This window comes from Bacillus sp. P14.5 (assembly GCF_003316765.1).
Classification (GTDB): Bacteria; Bacillota; Bacilli; order Bacillales; family Bacillaceae_B; genus Rossellomorea.
Window position 1 is genome coordinate 194,640 of the sequence record NZ_NIJF01000083.1, and the last position, 24,694, is coordinate 219,333.

Below are 24,694 nucleotides of genomic sequence, written 5' to 3' on the forward strand. Positions count from 1 at the left end.
ATTATAGTAATAAGTATTTGATTTTTAACTGAACGGAGGAAAAGCATGGAAACAAAACAAGAGTTACTCGCTGCACTGGAAGAAACAAACCTTTGGATTGAAGACCAGAAAAAAGCATGGTTTTGGGAAAAGTGGACAAGACTCCCATTTAAGGTTCTTGATAAAATCACACCTGAATTCATTCATAAAAAAGTCGGAACTCTGCTTGATGAAATGGGCGGATACATTCAGAATGGCGGCAAATATTTAACATCGAAGAAAAGCATGTACAAGTACATCGAAAAAAAGACAGGAAGAACATTAACCAGTTTAGAGGAAATTGCAGCTCTTGAGCTTATTGAAATGGACAAGCTCAGCAAGGACCTTGCCGGATCCAGAAAAAAGGCTGCTGCCGTACAAGGAGCTACGACAGGTATAGGCGGGCTCTTCACTCTGACGATTGACATTCCCGCACTGCTGGGCATTTCATTGAAAACCCTTCAGGAAATCGCAGTCATCCACGGATATGATCCTGATGATAAAAAAGAAAGAATCTTCATGATTAAATGTTTGCAATTTGCTTCGGCAGACATCGTTGGAAAAAAAGCGATTCTCGACAATCTTGCCGCTTATTACGAGGGGGAAGTTTCAACCAATGAAGTCATGGCTCAACTACAAGGCTGGCGTGAAGTAGTATATACATACCGTGATCAATTCGGATGGAAAAAATTATTTCAAATGGTGCCAGTGGCTGGAATTATATTTGGTGCCTTCACTAACCGGGCGATGATCGCTGATATAGCAGAGGCCGGGAGTGTTCTCTACCGTAAAAGAAGGATAAAAGACAGGCTTCTATCAATAGAAGAAACAGGATAAAATTAATCCCCTCCCTGCTTCTAGGCAAGGCGGGGATTGGTTTGTCAATTCATCCATGAACCTCTCCGTGTCTCAGTTGGGACCGTTCAACCTGGATTGTTGTATGCTTAATATGAAATTCTTCCTCAAGAATATCGATCGCCTTTTGCAAAATCTTCTGGTCGTCTTCCTCATCTTCAATTAATATATGACAGCTTAGCGAGTTCATGCCCGAAGTTATTGTCCAAATATGGAGATCATGAACGTTTCGAATACCCGCAATGCTTTCCAATGTCACTCTTACTTTCTGCACGTCCATTCCTGAAGGAGCTCCTTCCATAAGGATATGGACTGTATGAGTAATGATGCCCCATGCACTTTTAAGGATCAGCAAGGCAACAAAAACACTTATGAGGGGATCAGCCCAATACCAGTCAAACCAAAGCATGATGGCGCCTGCTATTATGGCCCCTACTGAACCTAAGGCGTCTCCAAGGACATGCAGATAAGCGCTGCGCAAATTGACATTTTCTTTGACATCCCCTTTGTTAATCAATGCCCATGCACTCAAAAGATTTGCCAGCAAACCGATAAAAGCGATCACCATCATTGTTCCACTGGCTACAGCAGGGGGTTCCAGCAAGCGTCCATAAGCCTCATACACTATAAATCCCGCTATCAAGAAAAGAGTGGTTCCATTAAGTAAAGCAGCCAGAATCTCAAAACGATAGTATCCAAATGTTTTGGAAGAAGAAGCCGCCCTGCCCGCTATCCACATGGCTGCAAGACTTAATGCCAGTGAACTTGCATCACTCAGCATGTGTCCTGAATCCGATAATAAAGCCAGGCTGTTGGTAATCAATCCGCCGAAAAACTCCAGAACCATAATGCCGGTTGTGATAATTAATGCAATTAGAAGCCCTTTTTGGTTTCCTTCTCTTGTATGATCGTGTTCATGTCCATGCCCGTGTCCATGGTGATGATGCATGTTACTCCCTCCTAGTCATGAAGTGAATGATTGATAACCTGCTTCAGTATTTCTATTACATGATTATCATCATAAGTGTAATAGAACGACTGTCCTTCCCTTCTGGCTTTGACAAGTCTTTGGTTCTTCAAAAAAGATAATTGGTGAGAAACAGCCGATTGCGACAAACCAAGAACTTCGGCTATGTGCCCAACCGAACACTCTTCCTGTGTCAGAAGATAAAGTATCCGAACTCTCGTTGGGTCAGAAAGAGCCTTGAAGGTCCTGGAAACCTTTTCTACAGTTTCTTCTTTTAAAAACTCATGTTTCCCCTGCTCCATTTCGACTACCTCATTTTGTATATATTTTATTATATGAACAAATGCTCATATGTTGATACTTAAAGCATAACATTTTTTCATGAGTATGTAATGTATTCCTGCCTTGATAGGACTAAATAAAATTCCTGAAGTCTGGAAGTTATCTTACAGCCTCTATGAACTCGAAACTATTAGTTGAGACCCGATATATTATCGACCACACTGGCACCCGCCTTTTAGTTATCTAAAATCTTTTGAAAACAGAAAAAGGCGCCTGTTCGAAAACAGGCGCCTTTGATGCGTATTGAGGCGAGAGACCGTGCGCCACATCGCACGTTGCTTAGAAAGCTTGTCTGTCGGCTTACACAATTAGCTCATCGCTTAATAAATATAGCACGCTCCCCTGCCTTTATCAAGCTTTCTTTTCTAGGAAAATAATGACTTTAATCCAGAATGGGCAGTTTGATGGTAAAAATAGTGCCAGTCCCGTCACTGGATACTCTCATATCTCCGCCATGATTTTCAATGATTTTTTTGCTCACGGAAAGTCCAAGACCGGTTCCGTCATCTTTGGTTGTAAAGAAAGGATCAAATACATGAGATATCATGGAAGGCTTAATTCCTGAACCATTATCCTTAAAATGTATTTCCAGGTCGGTCCTTATTTTTATTACGTCTATTGCTATCTTCAACGGACCAGTGCTTGCCTGGAAAGAATTGCTGAACAGGTTGATGAAAACCTGAAGAAATTCTTCTTTATTTCCATTGATAAAGCATCCTTTAGCTTCGTCCGAAATAGTACATTCAAAGGCAATATTATATAACAATGCTTCGCTGTTAAGGAACTTGCTGATGTATTCAATCATGAAAGTTCCAATTTCCATTCTTTCTGAGGAGGTTTCCAGCGGTTTAGCAATTCTCAGGAAATCTGTGATAATCTTGTTCGCCCTGTCTATTTCAGGGATGAGCAATCCTTTTATCAAGGACCCGGTCTCTTTATCCGACTGCCCATGGATCAGCTGCAGGTAGCCCCGCACAGTGGTTAAGGGATTACGGATTTCATGAGCGATTCCAGCAGCAATTCTGCCGGCAAGGCCTCTTTTTTCCGCTTCTTTTACTCCATTTAAAAACTGGAAGGTTCCCACCACTCTGAGCAGTTCGCCATTAGAGTCCCTAATGATTTGCGTATTATTGATTCCGTAGTTTTTATCTAAAACTTCCCGATTGACGATCGGAACTTCCGTCCGGAGAGTTTCCAGAAGGTTTATCTTTGAGTCTGGGAGACCTAATAGGTCGCGGATATGACTTCCAATCACCTCATCCCGCTCTACCCCAAGATCGGCAGCTGCCTGTTTATTACAAAGTGTCACCATCCCGTTAGTATCGATAAAAACAATATGGTGATGCACCAAGTCCAGAATCGGAGTTAAGAAATATTCCATTTGGTCAAATGGGATATCGAGTGTAGAAGTGATGGAGGGAGTTTCCGTTTCGGCAATTCCCTCAATTAAAGAGATGGCCTCCTGATTCTTGATGATTTGTTTCCCCGAAGCAGGGTCGTTGTATGTAAAACTGAAGGGCAGCTTCTTTATCATCTCACGGTAAATCTCAACTTCTTTTTCAAGTTTGTCTGCTCTTTCCTTCAATTCTTCCAGATTATTCTTCATAACATCGTCCTTTAACTGCATTTGTGCCAAATAATTACATAATTCCATTATAGCTTTCTCTTAATATGTATGTAAACAATAGTCTATTATACAGTTTACCCTCTTAAAGCAATAAAAGGGACTGTCCCTTTTAATGCTTCTACATACAAAAGAGGCTGGGTCAAAACCTTATAAAAAGCTCTTTTCAAAAGAATGTGTCTGAGTATAAAGAAAGGATTTCCGCCTGCGATCAGGAACTGGCGGATAACCTAATCTAAAAAATAACATCTTCAAGGTAAGAGCCTAATAACAAAAATGAACCGCATGAGATCAAGTATGTAACCTTGATCTCATGCGGTTTTACTTTTGATGATTTCTACTTGCATCAATTAGTTTTCTACTTTTGTCCCAGCCTCTTTCATCTATTGTCCTTCTGTTTCACTTTGGCAAGCGCCGGTTTTCTCTTAAGAAGTTTAAACAGGACATAACTTACTGTTGTTGTCAGAAGCAAGCCGTTTATAACCCATTGTACATTATTAAAACCTTCTTTTAGAGCAGCCAGATTCCCAATACTTCCGAGATAAAACATGGTGATTGAAACTGGCAGCACCCCTAAGAACGTCAGCATTCCATACCTGGCGGGTTTGATACTGCAGAAGCCGCCAAGGTAAGCAATGTACCCCATTCCCAGAATCCTTCCCAATGTTATGGTCCAATCCCCATACTTTTCAGTCCAGCGGTCGAATTTTTGCTGCTTCTTTTTGGATAGCTTCCTGCGTATATCAGTCTCATATTTTATGCTTAGCCAATAGGGGATAAAGCTGACCATCACATAAAAAACACTGACAGCCAAACTATATAGAATAATCTCCAAGGGACTCGGCTGCAGAATATATCCATATATCAATATGAAGAGTGCTGCCGGAAAAGGTAATGAAACTGCTTCTATTAAAACACCCAGCAATAAGCCCCATATTCCAAGGCCAACAAGGAAATTCATTATCGGTTCAATAGTTTACACATCCTCTAATCATTCTATCTTCCTATGCAATCCTACTATACCCCTTCTGCTTGCTATAGAAACAGTTATTACCCATATGTAAGCTTTATGAAATCTTAACAAACACCTGCAGAAATACAGGCTATAATAAAATTGTCGATTTTTGGCGACTTCTAAATTCAACATACTTCTAGGTGGTATCATTTTGTTACATAAGAAACTTTCTGCCAATATACTAATAATTCTACTGTTAGCCCTTTGTTATCTTGGAATGCTATTAAATATTGAGCTATTCCGGGGAATTGATCTGGTGTTTGGATCGATATTTACTTTTATCCTCATCCGTTATTTTGGCACTGCAATTGGCTTTCTGTCAGCCTTCATAACCGGGGGTTACACCCTCTTGTTATGGGGAAACCCCTACGGGATGGTTTCCTTGCTATTGGAAGCTTTACTTATAGGATTTTTTTATCATAAATACCACAAAAGTTTAGTTTTTCTAGACAGCCTGTTTATCCTATTCATATCCTTTCCTCTCTCTTCATTTTTCAGTCGATATTTACTGGGTATGGATTGGCTGGAAACAAGCCTGATTATGATGAAACAAGGCATTAATATGCTTTTGAATGTTCTTATTGCAAATCTGATGATCATCATTATTGATTCTTTCAGAAGATCGCATGCAGTAAGGAAAGTCTCTTACCAGGAATTATTGTTCACTCTTTTGATGCTCTGTTTTCTGATTCCGGTTGTGATTGGGCTTGTTTTTCAAGGAAGGGCTGAAGTGAATGAAGTAAGATCGGAAATTCAGTCCAAAATCAAGCGCACAAGTACTGAATTAACTCTGAATTTCTACAACTTGTACAGCGTGTATACAAAGCCCTTGGAACGTATTTCAGAAACCATAGCAGAAAATATTAACAATGAGAGGAATACCATTACCCTGCCTGATGAATATCTTTCTGCACAATTTAGAGAAGCATCCCAAGCCGCACCGGGACTTTTAGGTATCTCTCTATTTCAAGGAGAGAAAGAAATTCATCATTATAGTTCAAATACAAAGAATTACTACTCAAACAACACCAATTTATTATCAGAAGAAAAGACAGCAGCTGCCGTTTTTTCTTCTATTAAATCTCCCTACGGGGCCGTGACAGAACCTTACGTTACACTGAATCAGCCAATTACCCTTAGTTCCAATCTTCTATGGGGCAATCTAGTGGGGATAATACCGGTATCAGCTCTTTCTGTTTTAACGAGTGAACTAAATGCCAGGGATTTAAATATAACAATAATCGATGAAAAAAAGAGAATTCTTTATTCAACTCAAAGTGAATTGAATCCAAATGAAGTTTTTGCAAGAAACAAGAAAGAAATAGACTTTGAACGTCCTGATGTTAATAGAATTGAAGAGCATATTTCTTCTTTGAACGAGTGGTCCCAACACTCTTACAGTTCAACTTCTTCTTTCAGTAAAAGTATTCCTTGGAGCACTCATATTTCCATACCAATTTCCGGGTATAAAAATCAATTATATGGAAAGTTAATTACTTTGATGATCTTTGCTTACATATTTGCCGCCATAGCTTTTATTATTTCCATTTCCATCAGTTACTGGCTGCAATTTTCCTTAAGGAAGATAGCCCTCTTGACCAACAATCTCCCTGAGAGAATTGCCAGGGATGAGAAAATCATCTGGCCCCAATTTTTAATTAAAGAAGTGTCTGAAGTAGTCGATAACTTCAGAATGACAGAAAATAAAATAAGGAACATGTTCCATGATATCGTGTCAGCCCAGGAAAACCTCACCTACATGGCTCACTTTGATCTCCTTACAGATGTATATAACCGCAATTATATAATTGAAAAGTTCCATCAGTTTACTGAAAAAGCAGCGGATAGGAAAATGGCGGTATTCTTCATTGATCTGGATCGTTTTAAAACCATAAATGATACACTGGGTCACCATACTGGGGATCGAGTCCTAAAAGAAGTAGCCCACAGATTAAAAAAAGTTTGTGACAAACAAGATATCATTGCCAGACAAGGCGGAGACGAGTTTATTATTTTCGTTCCATTTATAACTTCTGAGGCAGAGGCTGAAATAAAGGGTGCTAAGATCGTAAAGGCTCTCTCCAAAAGTTACAATTTCTTTGGAGAAACCTACCATATTACAGCCTCACTTGGCATCAGCGTTTATCCTGAAGATGGGGAGGAAATACAAACTCTCATTAAAAATGCAGACATGGCTATGTACTCAGCAAAGGAACAGGGCAAGAATAATTACCAATTTTATAATACTGATATCAGGAAGCAGGCAGTTTCAAAAGTCAGGATTGAAAATGAACTCCGGCGTGCAATTGAAAGAAATCAATTGGAACTATACTATCAGCCGCAAGTTGACCTGAAAACAAATAAAATTACTGGAGTTGAAGCTTTGCTCCGCTGGTTTCACCCTGATCTTGGAATGGTCTCTCCCGTCGACTTCATTCCTATAGCCGAAGAATCCGGCTTGATAATAGAAATTGGTGAGTGGGTCATTGAGAAAGCCTGCAGAGATGCTAAACTCTGGAAGAGAGCAGGTGCAGGAAAGCTAAATATAAGTGTGAACGTGTCCATGAAGCAATTTCTTCATGAAGACCTTATCAGGACCATTAAGCACCACTTACATGAGAATAAGTTAAATCCAACGAGCTTAAAATTGGAAATCACTGAAAGTGCGGCTATGTCACAACCCGATAAAACCATCAACAGGATGCTTCTTCTTAAAGATATGAACATCGACCTGGCACTTGACGACTTCGGGACTGGATATTCTTCTCTGCATCATTTAAAAAACCTCCCGGTCGATATATTGAAAATCGACCGGGGATTCATTGCTGATCTGGAAACAAACCAAAATGATACAGCGATCGTCAAAGCCCTTATACAAATGGCTCACAGTTTAGGGATGGAAGTAGTTGCTGAAGGTGTGGAAACTCTTGCACAACAGAATATTCTTGAAAGTATTGGCTGTGACACTCTCCAGGGTTATGTATTCAGCAAGCCGCTCCCTAACAAAGACCTTCTGACAAAACTGCTTCAATATAATCCAAACATGACAAATGGCTGATCCAAAATGTAATTTCTCTGACAGTATCAGTCTGTTCACGTATAGATAGTAGTTTTCGGAAAAGTGTTAAGGGGCAGATTTTTCTTTGAATGAAAGAGCAGGATTTTTCATTCCTTCTTATAGGATTTATTGGTGAAATGTTACGGTATCTAGCAAATTTATATTAAATAGCATTAAAGTTAACCACACAATCTTTATAAAGAACTGCATGCTCCCCTCGTTGACGAAACGAAGTCCTTTCACTATACTGAGTAAAGCAAATCTACAGGAACAGGATGAAAACAATGGACTTTGAAATTAAATACTTGTCCTTTTATGTTGTAGAAGTGGAAGGAAAAGGAGAAAATGCTGATAAGAGATTCAAGCATTTTCAAACACTGGATGAACAAGGTTACGAGAACAACCCTTTAAAAGAATTTCTCGATGGAGAATTAACTAAAATCGCCAAGCGAAAAGTAGACCGGCACAGCAAGTCAGAAGGAGCACCGACTAAGATAGGCCGATTTATCGTGGAACCAGGTCATGAATTGGATTCAAATCCGAACTATAATTTGTTTGACCGTGCCAGGAACCCTGAATCGATCGATGCCTTTAAGGAAGCCTCCCTTCAGTTCGTCAACGCTTACGTAGATGCAAGCGCAGTCAGAGGCGGAGTTTTCATCGTTGCTCTCGCAAAGCTGCGAAAATACTTTGATGATCCCTTTCTATTCCTTATGAAGTGTGATTTTGAACCAAAAGTGGCAAGAATCACAGATGAATCCACTTTGATTCATAATGTTGAAATGGCCATCACCACCAAAAATATGAAATCGATCCAATATCCTTTCATGCCTGAAGAAGGAATGATGGACGAAGCAGAATTGAAAATCCATCAAGCTTCCCACGCCAGGTACTTTGAAGACTTTTTAAAATTCGTGGAGTATGAAAAATCCATGCCGGAAATCGTGAGGACTCAGGTAATGGGAATGGTTCAGGAACACATAGAAGAATCCTACGAACCTGAAAGTGAAGAGAGAGTCGAATTCGAATCAGCTGTAGAGGCCTGGTCAGTCAGTCCGAAACGCGAACTTCAAGAGAGATTCACCACTGAACAGGTCGTAGAAGCCACTTCGCAAATAATTGAACAGTCCCCTGAAGTTGAATTAAAGATGAAACTGGATCATATTGATGTGAAAGCCATGCTTTCTGATTTCGGAGATACCATCCATATGGCAAAAGTGAATGGAAGATACATGCTGTTAATCGAGGGAGATTCTGTTCAATTTGAAAAAGGCGCCTCCCCTATCGAGTTTCTTAAGCCGGATGATCTGCAGGATGTGATTGACCGTATTCAAAAAAGAAGCGAATAACCACCTACTCTTAAGCAGGTTTAATAAAAACAAAAAGGTCAGCCGAATTCCTGAGGCCACTGAAAAAGTTCAACAAAAAGTTAAAAGGCAGAATCGTTTACTACAAAGAGCGATTCTGCCTTTTTCATATAAGGTTTTATGAAAGAGTGTTGATTTCCGTTCCAGGTGCACGACTCCGCGGGGCGGGCGCCCGGCCTCCTCGGCTTCATAAAAAGCGGAAACGGCCGATCAGTGACGTACAGATTTTAGGGCTCTCGCATGAGATTAAGGAATCACGAAGAGCGATAGCGATTCGATGATAACTTATCTATATAAAGTGGAAAGGCCCCCGCTCAGCGGCGTACGGACTGGACTGACTCCGCATGAGATAAAGGAAACACAACGAACACAGTGAGTTGATGTTGACTTATCGCAAGGAGGAGGCAGGGAAGTCAGCTAGCCGTTGGGGCCTTGCAGCTAGATTCGCAAGAAGAGAGACCGAAATCTGCTAGTCGCTGGCCGCTGGAACTGGATTTGCCTGCGGGGTTACGTTCCAGTGGGTGCGTAACCTTGGTCTCACCTGTCATTAAAAGTGGAAGCGCCTCGGTCAGCCCCGACAGGCAAATGTTCTCAAGAGAATAAAAGGCGGTCTTTCCTTTTATTCTCTTGAGGTTATTTGACCCCGAGGGGCTAGGCGCTGGAACTAGACGACCGCTAGTCCGCAGGAGATTGTGCACCTTCCACTCCAATCAACGTTGAGAAAAAGAATAGCCTCAACTAATTGAACCGTCAATATAGGTGGTTGTTTCCAATGATACTACATCAAACAATGATGTTCAGTAAGTATATGGATCTTTAAATATCCTAGTTCCTCATAACAATATGCTTCCTAAAATACTAAATAGTCGACCTATCCTTTATTTTCAGAGAGCTAAAGGATAAATATTGTGGAGAAAAAAGCCGACTCTTTTTCCTTTATTTAGAGTCAGATTTTTCTTTATTAAACAAAGTGACATTCTAAAAATCACCAGATTTTCAGTGTTCTGTAATTCCTACGGCTGACTTTTTCTTTTCAAAATTCTTCACAATTAGAACGAATGGAATACTCTCGTTACCTTTTAACTTAATACTACGAGGAATAAACCCATAAATTACGTCCTTTGCAGTTCCTTTTCCTTTTCCTGACTTAATTCCCCAATGAACTACTCCTTACTGTTTACCTCTTAGAAAAAAATTCTTCAACTTTTCCTGCTATTCCTATTGAAAGGGCATATAATGAAAATTAGAATCTATGTGACCCGGGGGGATACTTTATGCTTACCGACATTAAGCTTAACGAAATAGAAGAATTACGGCTCCTTTGTGAAGAACATGACAACTGTAAGTTAAAACTCAATGAAGATATGCTCCGCTCACGCACCAGCCTGCTGGATGATTACTTCCATTATGAAGATGGAAAATTGACCGGTTATCTGGGGTTATATGGTTTTGGAAAAAGCTATGAACTATGCGGCATGGTTCACCCTCATTATCGCAAAAGGGGTATTTTTCAAAGTCTTTTCAACCAATCCATCTATTCCTTGAAAGAGAGAAAGATCAGCAAACTTCTCATTAATGCGCCAGGCTCATCTCAATCAGGAAAGTCTTTCATTGAAAACATTCCTGCAACTTATTCCTTCTCTGAATACCAGATGAGATGGCAGCCAAAGAAGATACTCAGCGGTAATACCGATATTAAATTGATTCCTGTTACAAAAGAGGACCTGCCTCTGATTCTAGACCTGGATAATTTATGCTTCAATGTAGAACGCGAGGATTCATTGGAGTTTATGCAAATGGTCAAAAATGATAATGAAAGCCATAGCTTCATGATTGAATACAAGGGTGATAAGGTCGGAAAAATCCATATCCAGCAGGAAAAGAACAAAAGTTACATATTCGGATTTGCTGTTCATCCCTCACATCAAGGAAAAGGTATCGGGAGCAGCGTACTGGAGAAAACGGTGAATAACGAAAGCTCTGCAGGCAGAGACATCTTTCTGGAAGTAGCGGCAAAGAATTCAAACGCATTAAAGTTATATGAAAAAGCAGGGTTTGTCTCCTATCAAGTTCAGGACTACTTTGCATATGAAGGTTTATAAGTAGAAGTAAAAAGGCTGTGTCAATTTCACAGCCTGAACCTGTAGACATGGTCCAAAATATGGACCATGTCTACAGGTTTTTTCTGTGTACACCTGAATAATTGGGTGTTTGGAAATGAAAAGTTGATTTCCGCTCCAGGCGAACGACTCCGCGGGGCGGGCGGTGAAGCGAAAGTAGAAGCGGCCGTTCAGCGACGTAAAGATTTTAGGGCTCTCGTATGAGATAAAGGAATCACGAAGAGCGACAGCGATTCGATGATGACTTATCTATATAAAGTGGAAAGGCCCCGCTCAGCGGCGTACGGACTGGACTGACTCCGCATGAGATAAAGGAAACACAACGAACACAGTGAGTTGATGTTGACTTATCTTATAAAGTGGAGAGGTCCCGCTTAGCCGCGTACAGATTGTAGGGCTCTCGTATGAGATAAAGGAATCACAACGAACAAAGTGAGTTGATGATGACTTATCGCAAGGAGAGAGACCGAAATCTGCTAGCCGTTGGGACCTCGGAACTGGATTCGCAAGGAGGAGGCAGGGAAGTTAGCTAGCCGTTGGGGCCTTGCAGCTAGATTCGTAAGAAGAGAGACCGAAATCTGCTAGTCGTTGGCCGCTGGAACTGGATGAGCCTCCTCGGGTGCGCCTGTTTAAAAAGTGTAAGCGCCCCGGGCAGCTCCGACAGGCAAATGTTCCGAAGAGAAAAAAAGGCGGTCTTTCCTTTTATTCTCTTCGGGTTATTTGACCCCGAGGAGCTGGGCGCTGCAACTGGATTGGGGGTTACGTTCCAGTGGGTACGTAACCTTGGTCTCACCTGTCCCGCTAGTCCGGCAGGAGCTCGTACGCCTTCTGCTCCAATCAACCCTTTGTAAACTAAGGCTGGGTTTTTTTGACACCAAAACCTTTGAAAAAATCTGTGTGGGATTCATTTTGTAATCAAAGCACGCTTCCAATCCATTGAAATGTAAAAACTGCCCGTTATTACGACGAAAATGCACTTCTAGTTAAAAACTAATTGATTTATAGACACCTTTCGCTGATTTACATAAACGAGTTTAAACATTCGAGGCACACTGAACTGAATAAAACACTTTACCCTTAGCAGAAAGAAACAACCGAAAGAGTTTTTGCTGATACGAAAACACGGTATGTGTGGGACGACGTTGAAAGGTCTAAAAAATACCAATGCAGGAGATGCTTACATTTCTGCCATGAAGCTTGAGACATCGATAAAACATGGCGAGGGTTATGCCCAGTTTAAACATCAACGATTTTTATTCAAAATTTTACAAACCCCACTCCACCTTTATGTTGGAGTGGGGTTTGTCTATGGTCTGAGAATGTGGACTTACACAGCCTTTTTACTCCCATCAACTCTTATCTCTATAAAAAACATGATACGACTTTATCTCATCATCTATCTCCAATACTCCGAATGAGTAGTAAGGCTGCTTTCGCTTATCCGTAGCTGAACCAGGGTTAAATAATAATGTGCCCTGTTCGAACCTCAGATATGGGATATGAGAATGACCGAAAATAATGATATCAGGTTTCTCATCGAATTCATCCAACACTCTTTTTTCTGTAGTTTTACCCCTACCATCCCCGTGTACGATCCCAATGGAAAATGAACCTGCCTTCAGGACCTGTTTTCGTGGAAATTGGCTTTTGATCTCCTGTGAATCTGTATTGCCATATACACCTTCAACTCTTCCGAATCTCTTTAACCTTTCATGCACATCAAGGCTGTTCCAATCTCCACCATGAATGATCAGGTCTGCGTTTTTCAATTCAGATATGAGGCGGTCTGGAAGCTCCTTCCCTTTATTCGGCATATGTGTGTCACTAATAACGACGATCCTCACGTTATCCCCCCTCTGGAGTTCATTAGTTATTTGTCCAGTTTAGCCCTCTCTATTTCGATTCTCTCTTGAGGTATAGGTGTAAAAAGAGATTCCCGGCCAGAAATTTCTGCCTTCACAGGAAGGCTGAAAGGTTTCCAGCGCCGTTGTTCTTTCAGCTCAAACTGACTATAAATCTTTTCAGCGGTAAATGGCAGAAAAGGAGAAAGCAGGACTGAGAGATTCAGGCTGAGATAGAGACAGCTTTCCAAGATGAACTTTGCTTGTCCCCTGTCTTCTTTTATGACTCTCCAAGGCTGCCCGTCATCGAAATACTTATTTCCCCATCGAATGATATCAAAGGCCCTTCTTGCTGCTTTCCTGCACTCGCCTTTTTCAAGCCATTCACCAGTTTCCTTGAAAACCGTTTCCAATTGATCGGTTACTTTAGGATCGACTTCTTTCATTACGGTTACATTCCCGAACTCTTTTTCATAAAACTTAACCGTTCTTTGAATGAAGTTTCCAAGCCCTCCCAGTAATTCACTGTTATGTTTAAAAACAAATTCCCTCCAAGAGAAATCAGCATCTCTTTTATCAGGATAATTCACACTGAAATAGTAGCGAAGAGAATCTGGATGGTAATCTTTCAATACATCCGGAAGCCAAACGGCCCAATCTTTACTCGTCGATATTTTTCTTTTTTCTAGTGTCACATATTCGCTAGAAACTATCCAATCAGGGAGACTTTCATTTTTAATCCCCTTCAAAACGGCCGGCCAGATGATGGTATGGAATGGAATATTATCTTTTCCATGAACGTAATAAGAAGTGGTGTCCCTATTCCAAAACTCTTTCCAATCACTTCCTGTTTCTTCAGCCCATTCTTTGGCCGCCGATAGATATCCGCTTACTGCTTCAATCCACACATAAATTTTCTTGTCCTCATATCCCTCGACCGGAACTGTTACACCGTTGCCTAAGTCCCTCGTTACCGCTCGGTCATGAAGCCCTTCTTTCAAGTAGCGCTGAGTTAAATTGTTTGCGTTTTCTCTCCATTTATCCCGGCTTTCATCTGCGTATTCCTTTAACTCACTCTGCAACTGTGATAAAGCAAGGTAGAAATGTGCAGTCTCCTTAAGAATAGGAGCTTTCAGGCAGAACTTGCAGTGCTTTTCATCTAATTCAGCAGGGTCCAGAATTCTTCCGCAAGCGTCACATTGATCTCCTCTTGCCCTTTCTCCGCAATCAGGACAATTTCCTTCAACAAAACGATCGGGTAAAAAGCGGTCACATTCCAAGCAGTAGGTTTCTTCTGTTGTTTTTTCATATAGAATATTATTGTCTATTAACTTTTTAAAAATGTTCCGGACTTCCCGGTGATGATAATCTGAATCTGTCCTGCTGTAAAAATCATAGCTGAAGCCGAGGTCCTGAAAGCAGCTCTGAAACTCTCGATGATATCTGTCAGCAATTTCACTAACCTGCAATCCTTCCTTATTCGCTCTGATTTCAATGGGAGTTCCATTACAGTCACTGCCCGAAACATACAGCACACTATCCCCTCTCAGCCGGTAATACCTAGCTAATATATCGCCGGGCAGCAATGCCGCCAAGTGTCCAATATGCAGGGATCCATTTGCATAAGGCCAAGCTCCTCCAATAAAAACGCTCATAACTGATTCCTCCTAAAGTGGTATGAAAACATAAAACCCCCCGTCCATAGATGTATAGACATCTAAGGACGAGGGGTCTGCTCGCGGTACCACCTTAGTTCACTGAAGACTCGCGCCGTCAGTCTCATCAAGTACGGAATGCAAAAAAAGAACATTCTTATACTGTGGCCATGATAACGGAAGCCAATTCCCGTTCCACCCTACACCACCTGGTTCGAATGGAATGCTCAGAGATCATCTTCAATCAACTTTCCCCCTGCTTCTTTTCAGCATCCGAAGCTCTCTGTTAAGGTTCCACATTGATTTACTCTTCTCTTCAACGCAACTAATTATTGTTTACTATATTATGAAATGCGGGAGAAAATTGCAAGTGTTTTTTTCAACCGCATCATTCTCAGCCTTTTTACCCCCTGCAATCTCTACAAGGAAAAACTTTAAGAGGCAGCAATAGAAAAGCTGTCAGCTCTGGAGCTGACAGCTTCTTTTTTAGTTATTCAGCATTTTCCTCTGTGTTTTCAACTGCGTTATTTTCAGTGTTAGTTCCTGTGTTGTTCTCTTCTCCATTATTGCTGCAACCTGCTGCAAAGCCTACTACTGTCAATGCTGTCAATACCATAAGTAACATTTTTTTCATTTTAATAGCCTCCTTTGGAATGTTGCATTGCGAATTACATGTTTATCTTACATGATTTTTTAATCCTGAAAAGGCATTTAACCTTTATTTAACAATCACTTATCAAGCCATTAACAATCCTTAAAAACCCTTTTACAATCCTGTCCTATTTAAGAGTTGACCCTTTTACATCCCAGAAGAACGGCTGCGGGGAATGGGTGATGTGGCTTAATGTATTCAAGAAAAAGCATCAAAAACAGCAGTAATAGAGGGAAAGTATTCTGATATTCACTTAAAAATCAGTTCCCTTTCCCCCCAAAAAACATTCCATTGTTTTTCTGAAATGAGTTCATTTTCTTCTTGAATCTTGCCAAAATGTTAAGACAAAAAAAGCACCATGAATTCTTTGGGGAATTCAAGTGCTTTTTATGTACTGTAGATTTTGAACCTCTAATGTAAATCCGGAACGATTAAGATAAGGGTGCTGATTTTCTATTAAAGATTGATCATCTTAGAGTCGCATACTGGCTCATAACCAATTTCCATATATATTTTGTTGGAAGTCGGATTATCTAAATCTGTGTACAAGGTACAGAATTGGTTGGTTTGAAGCAGTTTTTCACTCAGCTTGGCAACCACGGATCTTCCATATCCCTTTCGCCTGCAGTCTCTTGGCGTATATACGAAATTCACGGTGACTCCGTTATCCGTCTTTCTAGCCTGTCGAGCCATGGAAACCGGAACACCATCCACTTTCCAAAGAAAAACAGAGTCTTCCTCAACCATCTCGGCAGCGCGTTTTCTTGCATCCTCTTTTGGGATTGGTGTCTCTGGAGTATCTTCGGTGAAACCTTGAAGCCATTCTGTTACCAGCTCGATGTCTTTCTCATCAGCCAATTCCATCCTGCCTTGACTGATCTCTATGTCGTTGATGCTCTGCAGTTTATATATTCTCTGCCTCATATTCACTTCATAAGGCTTTTGAGTTTTTTCACTCCAAAATTCTGCCAGGGGTTCGACAGCCATGGTATTTCCTATGAAACCAGGAAGCCTTAAACTTTTCTCTTCAGTGTATTCCCACATAGCTTGCCCTATTGCAGCCACTTTGTCATAATCAAAGACCGTCACAATTAAATAGTGTGGCGGAGTTCTTACAAATACTGCATGGATGGTCTCGCCTTCTTTATAGACAGCCAAGAAAGGATCTTCGTACCGTCCTGTTCTAATTTGATCGAGCAACCCTAATGGCAGGTTGTTTTCTGCTTCTTCCCTTAACAGGAGGGGGCGTACAACTTCATCAAATTGATCTGCATCGGTATAAATAACTAAACTCATTTCCTTCACCTCTGCAGAACAATTCGACGTCCCGCCCTCAATTTCCTCCTGTAGCACTGTATAAAGGGAAATATCCACTTTCTGAGTTACTTAACTAAAGTATCCAAGAATTTTTTAAGTGTTGGGTTTCGTTTTTCTGCTTTCTGGTTCCCCTGCCCTGAAGTGAATTCTTTTGAAAATTCCTCTGAGGTTAATGACTTGGCAGTTTGAAGCCCTGATTTGGTTTTTCGGTTTCGTTTCGTCATGGTCATCATCTCTCCTTTCAATAATTAGTTTCCTCCCCCTTCGGTGCTTTCATTCAAGAGGAAACTGAAGATAATTTGGAAATTTTTATAGCCGATTGGCACATTATTCGTTATAATACTACACAATTCAGGAGGTGTATTTAGATGATCATTCGCGAACTCACTGCAGAAGATGCACAGAAATACTGGGACCTGCGTCTGGAAGCATTGATAAATAACGGAGAGGCATTTGCGGTTACATATGAAGAATCCACTTCCCGTTCCAACCCGGTTGAACGGGTAAGAAATAATCTAGTTTCATCAGGAAGCACTACGCTTGGTGCGTTTATAGATGGGAAACTGGCAGGCAATGTTACGATTTTATTCAACTCTCTTGAGAAAATGAAACATAAGGGTTCCATCGTGGCCATGTATGTTTCTCCTTCGTCAAGAAAACTGGGTATTGGAAGCGCCCTGTTATCTGAAGCTGAAAAAACAGCAAAACAATCAGGTGTTGAACGATTGCAATTGACCGTAGTGACAAGTAACTCTTCAGCTATTAAGCTGTATGAACGAGCTGGTTACAGTTCATATGGGGTCGAGAAACACGCTATGAAAGCTAATGGAGAATACCTAGATGAGATGTGGATGAGTAAGGAACTGCTCTAGCACTTCAAGTCCAGAACAAAAAAGAAGTGAGACAGTTTCTCACTTCTTTTTTGATAATCTTCATGCATTCTCTCAAGAGGGGGGCTCTTGTCACGTCAATGAGAATGATTTTCACTATCATTGTAGTCCATTTTTGGTAACCTGTCAACAAAGTAAATTATTCATCCTGCTTTTTTCAACATTTGGTTCAACGGCCTTCTGGCACTGCTCACATAAACCGCAGCTTTGTACAATAGAAAGCTGGTGAAAAAAATCACCAACGCAGCAAGCTCCAGGTTGATGTAATAACGTAAACCACTTCCAAAAAGGGATAGAGCAGTCTCCCCTTCAGGCGGACCATTAAGGAAAAAGTAGTTGCTTCCGAGAAGTTTATTGAGCAGGTATATTGGGAAGATCATTATATTCAGCATCAACATACCTTTCCAAATGGAGTTGAAGGGCAATGTATACTCCTTTGTTTTCAAAAGATAAACAGCCATTAATGGGATTGCCATATGATGCAGAAAAAACTTCAAAAAACGGTAATGAGGATAATCATAGATTAAATCCGGAGTGATCAAAGCTAAAATGGGAGGGATCAACCCTATATAGTAATAAAAGTAAAAACATTTTGATTTCGTTTCCAATAGAGAAATATTCCAAAAAACGTACTGAAAGAACAAAGCTGAAGGGGAAGAAAGAACCTTGCATCCCAAACACCATAAGTGACAGCCCATACCTGGTATGATATTTCAGAGGTTAATAAAATTAAAAGCAGAAGAACTCCTATCCAATTTGGCAGCTTGGCATTTTTTTGTAAAGTCATCCATAACATAAGCAGGAAGAATAGAAACAATACCACCATATGAGATAGGGAAAACAGTTGAAAGTCCGTCATTTCTCCTGGTATAAACATAAGGTCACCCTCCGTTTCTATATGTATATTTTACAGGGAAAGGGCACTTTCGTCCTCCAATACTCTACTATCTTAATAAAAAATTTACCTCTTCTCAATCTTTTTTCTGTAAATTCTAAATAATTTATCTTTTTAGACTTGCATAAAAAATATATTCCAACTCCCTAAATTGTGGTAAAATTCTAAATTAGAGAAATAGAATAAAAATTTGGGGGTACAATATGAAAGAAAAATTCAAAGCTTTTGGACTTCCTTTAGCAGTAATTTCGGTCTTAATAGGCATAGTTTTTTTTCAGCAGCTTCATACATTGACTGAACTGCCAGATGAGAATTGGAGCCGCTCCATACCTTTTGAAATGGAGACAGAGGAAAAACCGATCGTCTTCCAAAAAGAGAATGAAGTCTTCTACAGTGAAGAAGATAAGGTTCATCACTTCAGCGTAAATGATGGACTGGAAGTAAAGAATGAAGGCGATATCTCCTTTACAGTTCCACGCGGCTATTCTTTTTGGACTGACGGTGAACAATTTGTGACCTTGAGCCAGGGTGTCCTGAAGGTGAGTGGAGTAAGTGAGAAGATAATAGCTGAAGAGGTATCAGGTGTAGCCACACAGGAAGACAAGATCATATTCTGGCAAGAAAGTAATGTTTTCAACTTAGATCTCGAAACTTGGGAACCTATAGCTCTTCACAGCTTTACGAATGAAGTAGCAAATGTATTCTTTGGCAGTGATGGAGGGTATGTGATTGCCCAGCAGACAGATGATGTGAATGCAGACCTGTTCTATGTCACTGCAGACGATACAGTAAATGCAAACCCTTTCATGAAAGTTGCCAATAATAAGAATAACAAACTTGGAAATTTAGCCTATACTGTCCAAAATGGAGAAATCACTTTTCTCTATGATACTCAAATGAGATCACAGGGTGTCCTTTCATACAGTATGTATATGGCAAAAGCTCCATTAAGCGAACTTGGAAGTAATTCACTAAAACCAGAAACAGTAGAAATCATCAATGAAGCAAACGGAGCGAAACTTGAAACACCACGTTATGTGCAGTTCATGAAATCCACTGAAAACCCCACACTTCTCTTCACAGCAGAAGCTCAAGGTGTTGGAGCAGGTAATGCAGTCGCCCTTTATACTGGAACATATGATGGTTCATCTACCATACGTTCTTCATCGATTACAACTACTGATGGAATCTCCCACTTTCCTGTAGATGGATTTGGGGATTCGATTGTATGGCTGGATTATAAAGGAGGAAGTTACAGCCTGTACGGTGCTTCTCAATCACCAGAAGTGATGGCCGCAAGTACTGACCTTTCTTCCCGGTCATGGAAGGAAGCAGGCATAAATACCGTGTTGATGCTGGGGAGCAGCATGGTGACTATACTCGTTTCATTTTACTGGGTCTTGCCGTCACTCCTCTTATTGATTGTGCTTTACATGACCAAACCAAATATTTTCGAGAAGGAAGAAATCAATTGGGTAGAATATGTTTCAATCGCAATATTTGCAGCGATGCCATTTACTTTCATTGATAAAGCGATGAATGGCTACTTTTATGAAATTGCACCTTCTTATCTTACTTTTACAGGAAGCAGCTGGATTCTCCTGCTCATTATCACTGCAGTCTCTGCTGGTGTGTGGAAGTTAGGCCGAGACCCTGAGTGGGGAACATTCGGTGGGGCATTCTATTTCATAGGCGTTTATATCATGTTATATGTAACCAGTATCGGAACCTATGTCTTTAACCTTTTCTAGAGTATATTTTAAAAGAACACGGACTGGATGCCAGCCCGTGTTCTTTGTATTATGAAGATCAAAATGTGCTGATTTTCCTCCATGGCCTTCCACCTTTTATGAAAGTATACACGAGTATGGAGAAAGAGAGCCATACCCCGCCTGCTGAAAATCCTCCCAAAATATCACTCGGGTAATGGACCCCCAAATAAATTCTGCTTACACCAATTAGAAAAACTAACAGCATGAGTACCGCTGCGCCCAGTACTTTCGACCATGTATGATCATACAATCGGAATAAAGCAAAGGCAAGTGCTCCGTAAAAGATGAATGAGCTCATTGAATGGCCGCTTGGAAAGCTGTATCCTCCTTGTTCCACCAACGCCTCAATATCCGGCCTTTCCCTTTTAAAATATTCTTTAAGACCCCAGTTAAAGCCTCCTCCTATAGCAACTGTCAACAAGACATAAACAGCTAAAGAATACTTCTTAAAGACTATAAACAAAATGACAGCAATTGCGGTGAGAAAGGAAATCCATTCAATTCCTCCAAGGAAAGTGATTCCTTTCATGAATTCCGTAACACCTGGAGTCACGAACTTGCTCACCCCTGAGTATACAGCGGAATCGAAAGCTTCGATTTCCCTCTCCTGCCACTCCTCAACAATAGTGATAAAGCCGGCAGTCAATAAAGTGATGAGGCCAAGCCCTATGATGAATATAAATGTTTGCTTCCAATCGATTTGTCTTTTTCTCATTATCTCTCCCTTCACCTCTAGTACAGGTTATTGAGCTTTTACTTTCTTTGTGGTTCTTTTCTTTTTAGGAACTTTTGCAGCCGGAGCCTTTTGTGCTGCTTGTTCCTTTTCTGTTTTCGGCTTAGTATTGTCTATTGATGCCTGTAGGGCAGACATTAAATCTGTAACATTCGCAGCCGGCGCTTTCTCTTTAGGTGTAACAAATTTGTCCCCTGTCTGTTTGGATTGAATGAGATCCATCAATTTCTTACGGTAGTCATCTTCATACTTTTCTGGTTCAAACTCAGTGGACAACTGGTCAATCAGCATGATCGCTGTATCCAATTCCTTTTGCCCCACTTCATCTTCTGCAGGTACATTTGGAACATCACTTGTTTGCCGGACTTCATCTGGAAAATGGATGGTCTCCATCACCATCGTGTTTTGATAGATCCGCACTACGGCAAGCTGCTCCTTTGAACGCATTACGATTTTCGCGATTCCGACTTTGTTTGATTCGACTAATGCCTTTCTCAACAAACTGTATGCTTTCTTGCCTCCCTCATTTGGTGAAATAAAATAGCTGCGGTTAAAATAAATCGGGTCAATCTCTTCGATTTTTATAAAATCAACTATTTCAACTGCTTTTTCTTCACTATTGTCCCTTAACTCTTTTATTTCCTCATCTTCTATGACGACAAACTTCCCTTTTGCAATTTCATACCCTTTTACTATATCTTCGTATTCCAAATCCTTTTCACATACAGGACAAATCTTTTCATATTTGATTGGCGTGTGGCACTCTCGATGCAGCGACCGCATCTTAATATCCTTATCTTCAGTCGCAGCATGAAGCTTTATCGGGATGTTGACAAGACCAAAGCTGATACTTCCTTTCCATATTGTGTGCATGAGAATCCTCCAATTTCATTTGTCTTAGTGTTAATTTGGGGTATTCTGCTGTCAGGCTATCCTATAAAAGTTCTGGAAATACTTCTGAACAGACTGGGAAAGATATAGAATATCCTGTTAGTTTAGTGGTGATTGAAATGAAGCCTATGCTTCCTACATTATTTGAAGAAACACCTGTAAAAGGTAATTGGAACTATGAAGTGAAGTACGATGGATTCAGAGGGATACTGACCTTGCGTTCCGAAAAAGAAATAAGTCTGATCAGCAGAAACGGAAAGGAACTTCTTCCTCAGTTTCCTGAGATAAGAGATTTTTTTGCTGAGATACTCTCTGAGCGAACTCTGCCGCTTCCTATTGTACTGGATGGAGAAATCGTCTTATTGGAGAATGATTTCAAGAGTAATTTCAGCGGTGTTCAAACCAGGGGCAGAATGAAGTCAGCACAGAATATCGAAAAAGCAGCCGACCTAAACCCATGTACCTTTCTGGCATTTGATCTCTTGGAAATTGAGGGAATTAATTTCACAGGAAAACCATACCTTTCCAGAAAAAAGGCATTGAAGGATTTGTTTAAAAACGGAAACATCCCTCTAAAACCTGTTTTCGGCTCCTCTGCCAGGATACAAATGATTCCTGCCTATAATGACAGCAGTGAAGTCTTGAAAAATGTCAGGGATTTTGATGGAGAAGGATTGATTGCCAAAGATAGTGGAAGCTTGTGGGAAGAAGGCAGGAGGACGTCCACTTGGCGAAAAATGAAGAATTGGCGGAAAGCTTCCTGCTTCATTCTTTCTTATGACAGCAAGAATGGATATTATGATGTGGGTGTTTTTAATGAAGAAAAAATCATTTCAATCGGGTCATTCTATTTTGGAATCAGTCCTGAGGAAAAGCATGCGCTGAATTCAATTATCAAGGAAAATGCCTATAAATCCGAGAATGGGAAATCCTATGTGAATCCCGGCATCTGTGTGGAATTAAACTATCTTGAATGGTATGAGAACCAAATGAGAGAGCCTCACTTCCATCAATTTTTGTTTCATTACAAACCGGAAGAATGCACTTGGGAAAGATTAATGACGGATGAAGCGTCCCTTCCTGAAGTCGTTGAAATCACGCATCCGGATAAACCTCTGTGGGATTCACCCGCCATCGACAAACTCCAATATATCCGCTACTTAAGAAAAGTTTCTTCCAGGCTGTTATTCTTTCTTCGCCAACGGCCATTGACAGTAATAAGGCTTCCTCATGGAATGTTCGGGGAATCATTTTACCAAAAAAACTGTCCTGACTACGCTCCTGATTTTATAAAAACAATCAGGATTGATAATATCGACTATATCCTTTGCAATGATTTAGAAACCCTAATGTGGCTTGGCAATCAACTGGCCATTGAATTTCATATTCCGTTTCAAAAAGCAGAGTCGAGTTATGTAAATGAAATCGTCTTCGATCTTGACCCGCCTTCCAGGGACTATTTTCATCTGGCAGTTAAAGCAGCGCAGGAAATGAAAAAATTGTTTGACCAATTGAATCTGATAAGCTTCATTAAAACTTCTGGCAACAAAGGATTGCAGGTGTACATCCCCTTACCGGAGGGGTACTCATGGAGCGATACCCATCTGTTCACAGAATTCATAGCCGATTATTTAACAAACCAGTATCCCGCTGAGTTCACAACGGAAAGATTGAAGAAGAACCGAAACAATCGACTTTATGTTGATTATATCCAGCATGCGGAAGGCAAAACCATTATCTCCCCATATTCTCCAAGAGCCAACGAGGATGCACTTATTTCAGCTCCACTCTTTTGGGATGAATTAACTGAAGATTTGAAGCCTGAACAGTTCACAGTGAAAACCGTCTTAGAGAGGCTTAATAAGATGGGATGCCCTTTTGCAGGATACGAAGAAGCAAAAGAAAACAAAATATAAAAGACATACTCTCCTTTCTTAAAAGTAAAAGAGGGAAAGCGCATTGAAACTTCACCAAGTACAAACTTCTAGTCAGCAAAAGTGATGGTTGAGTGATTCGAACCCCAAAATAATGTCTATTGATTTCCACTCCAGGTGCGTGACTCCGCGGGGCGTGCGGTGAAGCAAAAGCGGAAGCGGCCGTTCAGCGACGTACAGATTTTAGGGCTCTCGCATTAGATAAGGAATCACGAAGAGCGATAGCGATTCGATGATGACTTATCTATATAAAGCGGAAAGGCCCCGCTCAGCGGCGTACGGACTGGACTGACTCCGCATAAGATAAAGGAAACACAACAAACGTAGTGAGTTGATGTTGACTTATCGCAAGGAGGAGGCAGGGAAGTCCGCTAGCCGTTGGGGCGTAGCAGCTAGATTAGCAAGGAGAGAGACCGAAATCTGCTAGTCGCTGGCCGCTAGAGCTGGATGAGCCTCCTCAGCTTCGCCTGCGGGGTTACGTTCCAGTGGGTACGTAACCTTGGTCTCACCTGTCACGCTAGTCCCGCAGGAGGTCACGCACCTTCCGTTCCCATCAAGAAAGTGTATAGGAAATTACGCCACAAATTTTGAAGAACAAAAAGTTCTGTCGTTTGCTATTAAGGGTACATTTTGCATTACCAATAGAGTAGCTTTACCAACAAGATTACAGTTAAATCAAAAAAAAGGAGTGTCAAAATCAATGCGATTTGGCACTCCTATTGATGCGTTATTGTTAATTTTGTACTCG

20 protein-coding genes and 1 other annotated feature are annotated in these 24,694 nt (G+C 40.8%); of the genes, 8 read left to right on the forward strand and 12 right to left on the reverse strand.

What is annotated here, in order from left to right; genetic code table 11:
• Positions 1-45 precede the first annotated feature (45 nt).
• Entirely contained in the window at positions 46-855 is an 810-nt protein-coding gene (locus tag B9Z54_RS15605) for an EcsC family protein (RefSeq protein ID WP_113929257.1), read from the forward strand.
• A 49-nt stretch (positions 856-904) separates the two neighbouring features.
• Here B9Z54_RS15605 and B9Z54_RS15610 read toward each other — a convergent pair whose 3' ends face one another.
• From B9Z54_RS15610 to B9Z54_RS15625, 4 genes are all read right to left on the reverse strand, one after another.
• A complete protein-coding gene (locus B9Z54_RS15610; protein ID WP_113929258.1) occupies positions 905-1,822 on the reverse strand; it encodes a cation diffusion facilitator family transporter in 918 nt (305 codons plus the stop codon).
• An 11-nt stretch (positions 1,823-1,833) separates the two neighbouring features.
• Positions 1,834-2,142: an ArsR/SmtB family transcription factor gene (locus B9Z54_RS15615; RefSeq protein ID WP_113929259.1), complete on the reverse strand. Its 309-nt coding sequence runs from the start codon at positions 2,140-2,142 to the stop codon at positions 1,834-1,836.
• 422 nt (positions 2,143-2,564) lie between these two features.
• The gene (locus B9Z54_RS15620; protein ID WP_240189954.1) at positions 2,565-3,836 is read right to left on the reverse strand and encodes a two-component system sensor histidine kinase NtrB; all 1,272 of its coding nucleotides are present in this window, start codon (positions 3,834-3,836) and stop codon (positions 2,565-2,567) included.
• A 349-nt stretch (positions 3,837-4,185) separates the two neighbouring features.
• The gene (locus tag B9Z54_RS15625) at positions 4,186-4,767 is read right to left on the reverse strand and encodes a DedA family protein (protein WP_113929260.1); all 582 of its coding nucleotides are present in this window, start codon (positions 4,765-4,767) and stop codon (positions 4,186-4,188) included.
• Positions 4,768-4,972: 205 nt separating this feature from the next.
• On the opposite strand from B9Z54_RS15625, the gene B9Z54_RS25800 reads away from it, so the two are divergent.
• From B9Z54_RS25800 to B9Z54_RS24925, 4 genes are all read left to right on the forward strand, one after another.
• On the forward strand, positions 4,973-7,879 hold the full coding sequence (locus tag B9Z54_RS25800) for an EAL domain-containing protein (RefSeq protein ID WP_240189955.1): 2,907 nt from the start codon (positions 4,973-4,975) through the stop codon (positions 7,877-7,879).
• Between the two features lie 284 nt (positions 7,880-8,163).
• Complete coding sequence (locus B9Z54_RS15635; RefSeq protein WP_113929261.1) at positions 8,164-9,228, forward strand: DUF3900 domain-containing protein; 1,065 nt, start codon at positions 8,164-8,166, stop codon at positions 9,226-9,228.
• 1,292 nt (positions 9,229-10,520) lie between these two features.
• The gene (locus tag B9Z54_RS15645; RefSeq protein ID WP_113929262.1) at positions 10,521-11,348 is read left to right on the forward strand and encodes a GNAT family N-acetyltransferase; all 828 of its coding nucleotides are present in this window, start codon (positions 10,521-10,523) and stop codon (positions 11,346-11,348) included.
• 66 nt (positions 11,349-11,414) lie between these two features.
• Positions 11,415-11,570 carry a hypothetical protein gene (locus B9Z54_RS24925; RefSeq protein WP_162785253.1) on the forward strand — a complete coding sequence of 52 codons (156 nt, stop codon included), beginning with the start codon at positions 11,415-11,417 and terminating at the stop codon, positions 11,568-11,570.
• A 1,145-nt stretch (positions 11,571-12,715) separates the two neighbouring features.
• Here B9Z54_RS24925 and B9Z54_RS15655 read toward each other — a convergent pair.
• From B9Z54_RS15655 to B9Z54_RS15670, 5 genes are all read right to left on the reverse strand, one after another.
• The gene (locus tag B9Z54_RS15655) at positions 12,716-13,210 is read right to left on the reverse strand and encodes a metallophosphoesterase family protein (protein WP_113929264.1); all 495 of its coding nucleotides are present in this window, start codon (positions 13,208-13,210) and stop codon (positions 12,716-12,718) included.
• A gap of 26 nt (positions 13,211-13,236) precedes the next feature.
• A complete protein-coding gene (gene metG / locus B9Z54_RS15660; protein WP_113929265.1) occupies positions 13,237-14,862 on the reverse strand; it encodes a methionine--tRNA ligase in 1,626 nt (541 codons plus the stop codon).
• A gap of 61 nt (positions 14,863-14,923) precedes the next feature.
• Positions 14,924-15,191 (reverse strand) — a binding site (T-box leader).
• Positions 15,192-15,352: 161 nt separating this feature from the next.
• On the reverse strand, positions 15,353-15,496 hold the full coding sequence (locus B9Z54_RS24930) for a hypothetical protein (RefSeq protein WP_162785254.1): 144 nt from the start codon (positions 15,494-15,496) through the stop codon (positions 15,353-15,355).
• A 474-nt stretch (positions 15,497-15,970) separates the two neighbouring features.
• Positions 15,971-16,810, reverse strand: a complete 840-nt coding sequence (locus B9Z54_RS15665; protein ID WP_113929266.1) for a GNAT family N-acetyltransferase — start codon at positions 16,808-16,810, stop codon at positions 15,971-15,973.
• An 86-nt stretch (positions 16,811-16,896) separates the two neighbouring features.
• Positions 16,897-17,076 (reverse strand): hypothetical protein, encoded by a 180-nt coding sequence (locus tag B9Z54_RS15670; protein WP_113929267.1) that lies wholly within the window; start codon positions 17,074-17,076, stop codon positions 16,897-16,899.
• Between the two features lie 126 nt (positions 17,077-17,202).
• On the opposite strand from B9Z54_RS15670, the gene B9Z54_RS15675 reads away from it, so the two are divergent.
• Entirely contained in the window at positions 17,203-17,703 is a 501-nt protein-coding gene (locus tag B9Z54_RS15675) for a GNAT family N-acetyltransferase (RefSeq protein ID WP_113929403.1), read from the forward strand.
• Positions 17,704-17,864: 161 nt separating this feature from the next.
• On the opposite strand, the gene B9Z54_RS15680 is transcribed toward B9Z54_RS15675, so the two are convergent.
• Positions 17,865-18,329, reverse strand: a complete 465-nt coding sequence (locus B9Z54_RS15680) for a YwaF family protein (RefSeq protein WP_162785255.1) — start codon at positions 18,327-18,329, stop codon at positions 17,865-17,867.
• A gap of 490 nt (positions 18,330-18,819) precedes the next feature.
• Between B9Z54_RS15680 and B9Z54_RS15685 the strand changes: the two genes are divergently transcribed.
• Positions 18,820-20,367 carry a hypothetical protein gene (locus B9Z54_RS15685; protein WP_113929269.1) on the forward strand — a complete coding sequence of 516 codons (1,548 nt, stop codon included), beginning with the start codon at positions 18,820-18,822 and terminating at the stop codon, positions 20,365-20,367.
• 58 nt (positions 20,368-20,425) lie between these two features.
• Here the strand turns inward: B9Z54_RS15685 and B9Z54_RS25805 are convergent, their stop codons facing one another.
• Together B9Z54_RS25805 and ku are read right to left on the reverse strand one after the other, a co-directional pair.
• A complete protein-coding gene (locus B9Z54_RS25805; protein WP_240189956.1) occupies positions 20,426-21,103 on the reverse strand; it encodes a phosphatase PAP2 family protein in 678 nt (225 codons plus the stop codon).
• A gap of 27 nt (positions 21,104-21,130) precedes the next feature.
• Complete coding sequence (gene ku, locus B9Z54_RS15695; protein WP_113929270.1) at positions 21,131-21,994, reverse strand: non-homologous end joining protein Ku; 864 nt, start codon at positions 21,992-21,994, stop codon at positions 21,131-21,133.
• A 35-nt stretch (positions 21,995-22,029) separates the two neighbouring features.
• Between ku and B9Z54_RS15700 the strand changes: the two genes are divergently transcribed.
• Positions 22,030-23,928 carry a DNA ligase D gene (locus B9Z54_RS15700; RefSeq protein ID WP_345840741.1) on the forward strand — a complete coding sequence of 633 codons (1,899 nt, stop codon included), beginning with the start codon at positions 22,030-22,032 and terminating at the stop codon, positions 23,926-23,928.
• Positions 23,929-24,694 lie beyond the last annotated feature (766 nt).

Bases quoted from the DNA above. Each gene is read 5' to 3' on its own strand.
- B9Z54_RS15605 (WP_113929257.1), top strand. From the start codon at position 46: ATGGAAACAAAACAAGAGTTACTCGCTGCACTGGAAGAAACAAACCTT.
- B9Z54_RS15610 (WP_113929258.1), bottom strand. From the start codon at position 1,822: ATGCATCATCACCATGGACACGGGCATGGACATGAACACGATCATACA.
- B9Z54_RS15615 (WP_113929259.1), bottom strand. From the start codon at position 2,142: ATGGAGCAGGGGAAACATGAGTTTTTAAAAGAAGAAACTGTAGAAAAG.
- B9Z54_RS15620 (WP_240189954.1), bottom strand. From the start codon at position 3,836: ATGGAATTATGTAATTATTTGGCACAAATGCAGTTAAAGGACGATGTT.
- B9Z54_RS15625 (WP_113929260.1), bottom strand. From the start codon at position 4,767: ATGAATTTCCTTGTTGGCCTTGGAATATGGGGCTTATTGCTGGGTGTT.
- B9Z54_RS15635 (WP_113929261.1), top strand. From the start codon at position 8,164: ATGGACTTTGAAATTAAATACTTGTCCTTTTATGTTGTAGAAGTGGAA.
- B9Z54_RS15645 (WP_113929262.1), top strand. From the start codon at position 10,521: ATGCTTACCGACATTAAGCTTAACGAAATAGAAGAATTACGGCTCCTT.
- B9Z54_RS24925 (WP_162785253.1), top strand. From the start codon at position 11,415: ATGTCTACAGGTTTTTTCTGTGTACACCTGAATAATTGGGTGTTTGGA.
- metG (WP_113929265.1), bottom strand. From the start codon at position 14,862: ATGAGCGTTTTTATTGGAGGAGCTTGGCCTTATGCAAATGGATCCCTG.
- B9Z54_RS24930 (WP_162785254.1), bottom strand. From the start codon at position 15,496: ATGAAAAAAATGTTACTTATGGTATTGACAGCATTGACAGTAGTAGGC.
- B9Z54_RS15665 (WP_113929266.1), bottom strand. From the start codon at position 16,810: ATGAGTTTAGTTATTTATACCGATGCAGATCAATTTGATGAAGTTGTA.
- B9Z54_RS15685 (WP_113929269.1), top strand. From the start codon at position 18,820: ATGAAAGAAAAATTCAAAGCTTTTGGACTTCCTTTAGCAGTAATTTCG.
- B9Z54_RS25805 (WP_240189956.1), bottom strand. From the start codon at position 21,103: ATGAGAAAAAGACAAATCGATTGGAAGCAAACATTTATATTCATCATA.
- ku (WP_113929270.1), bottom strand. From the start codon at position 21,994: ATGCACACAATATGGAAAGGAAGTATCAGCTTTGGTCTTGTCAACATC.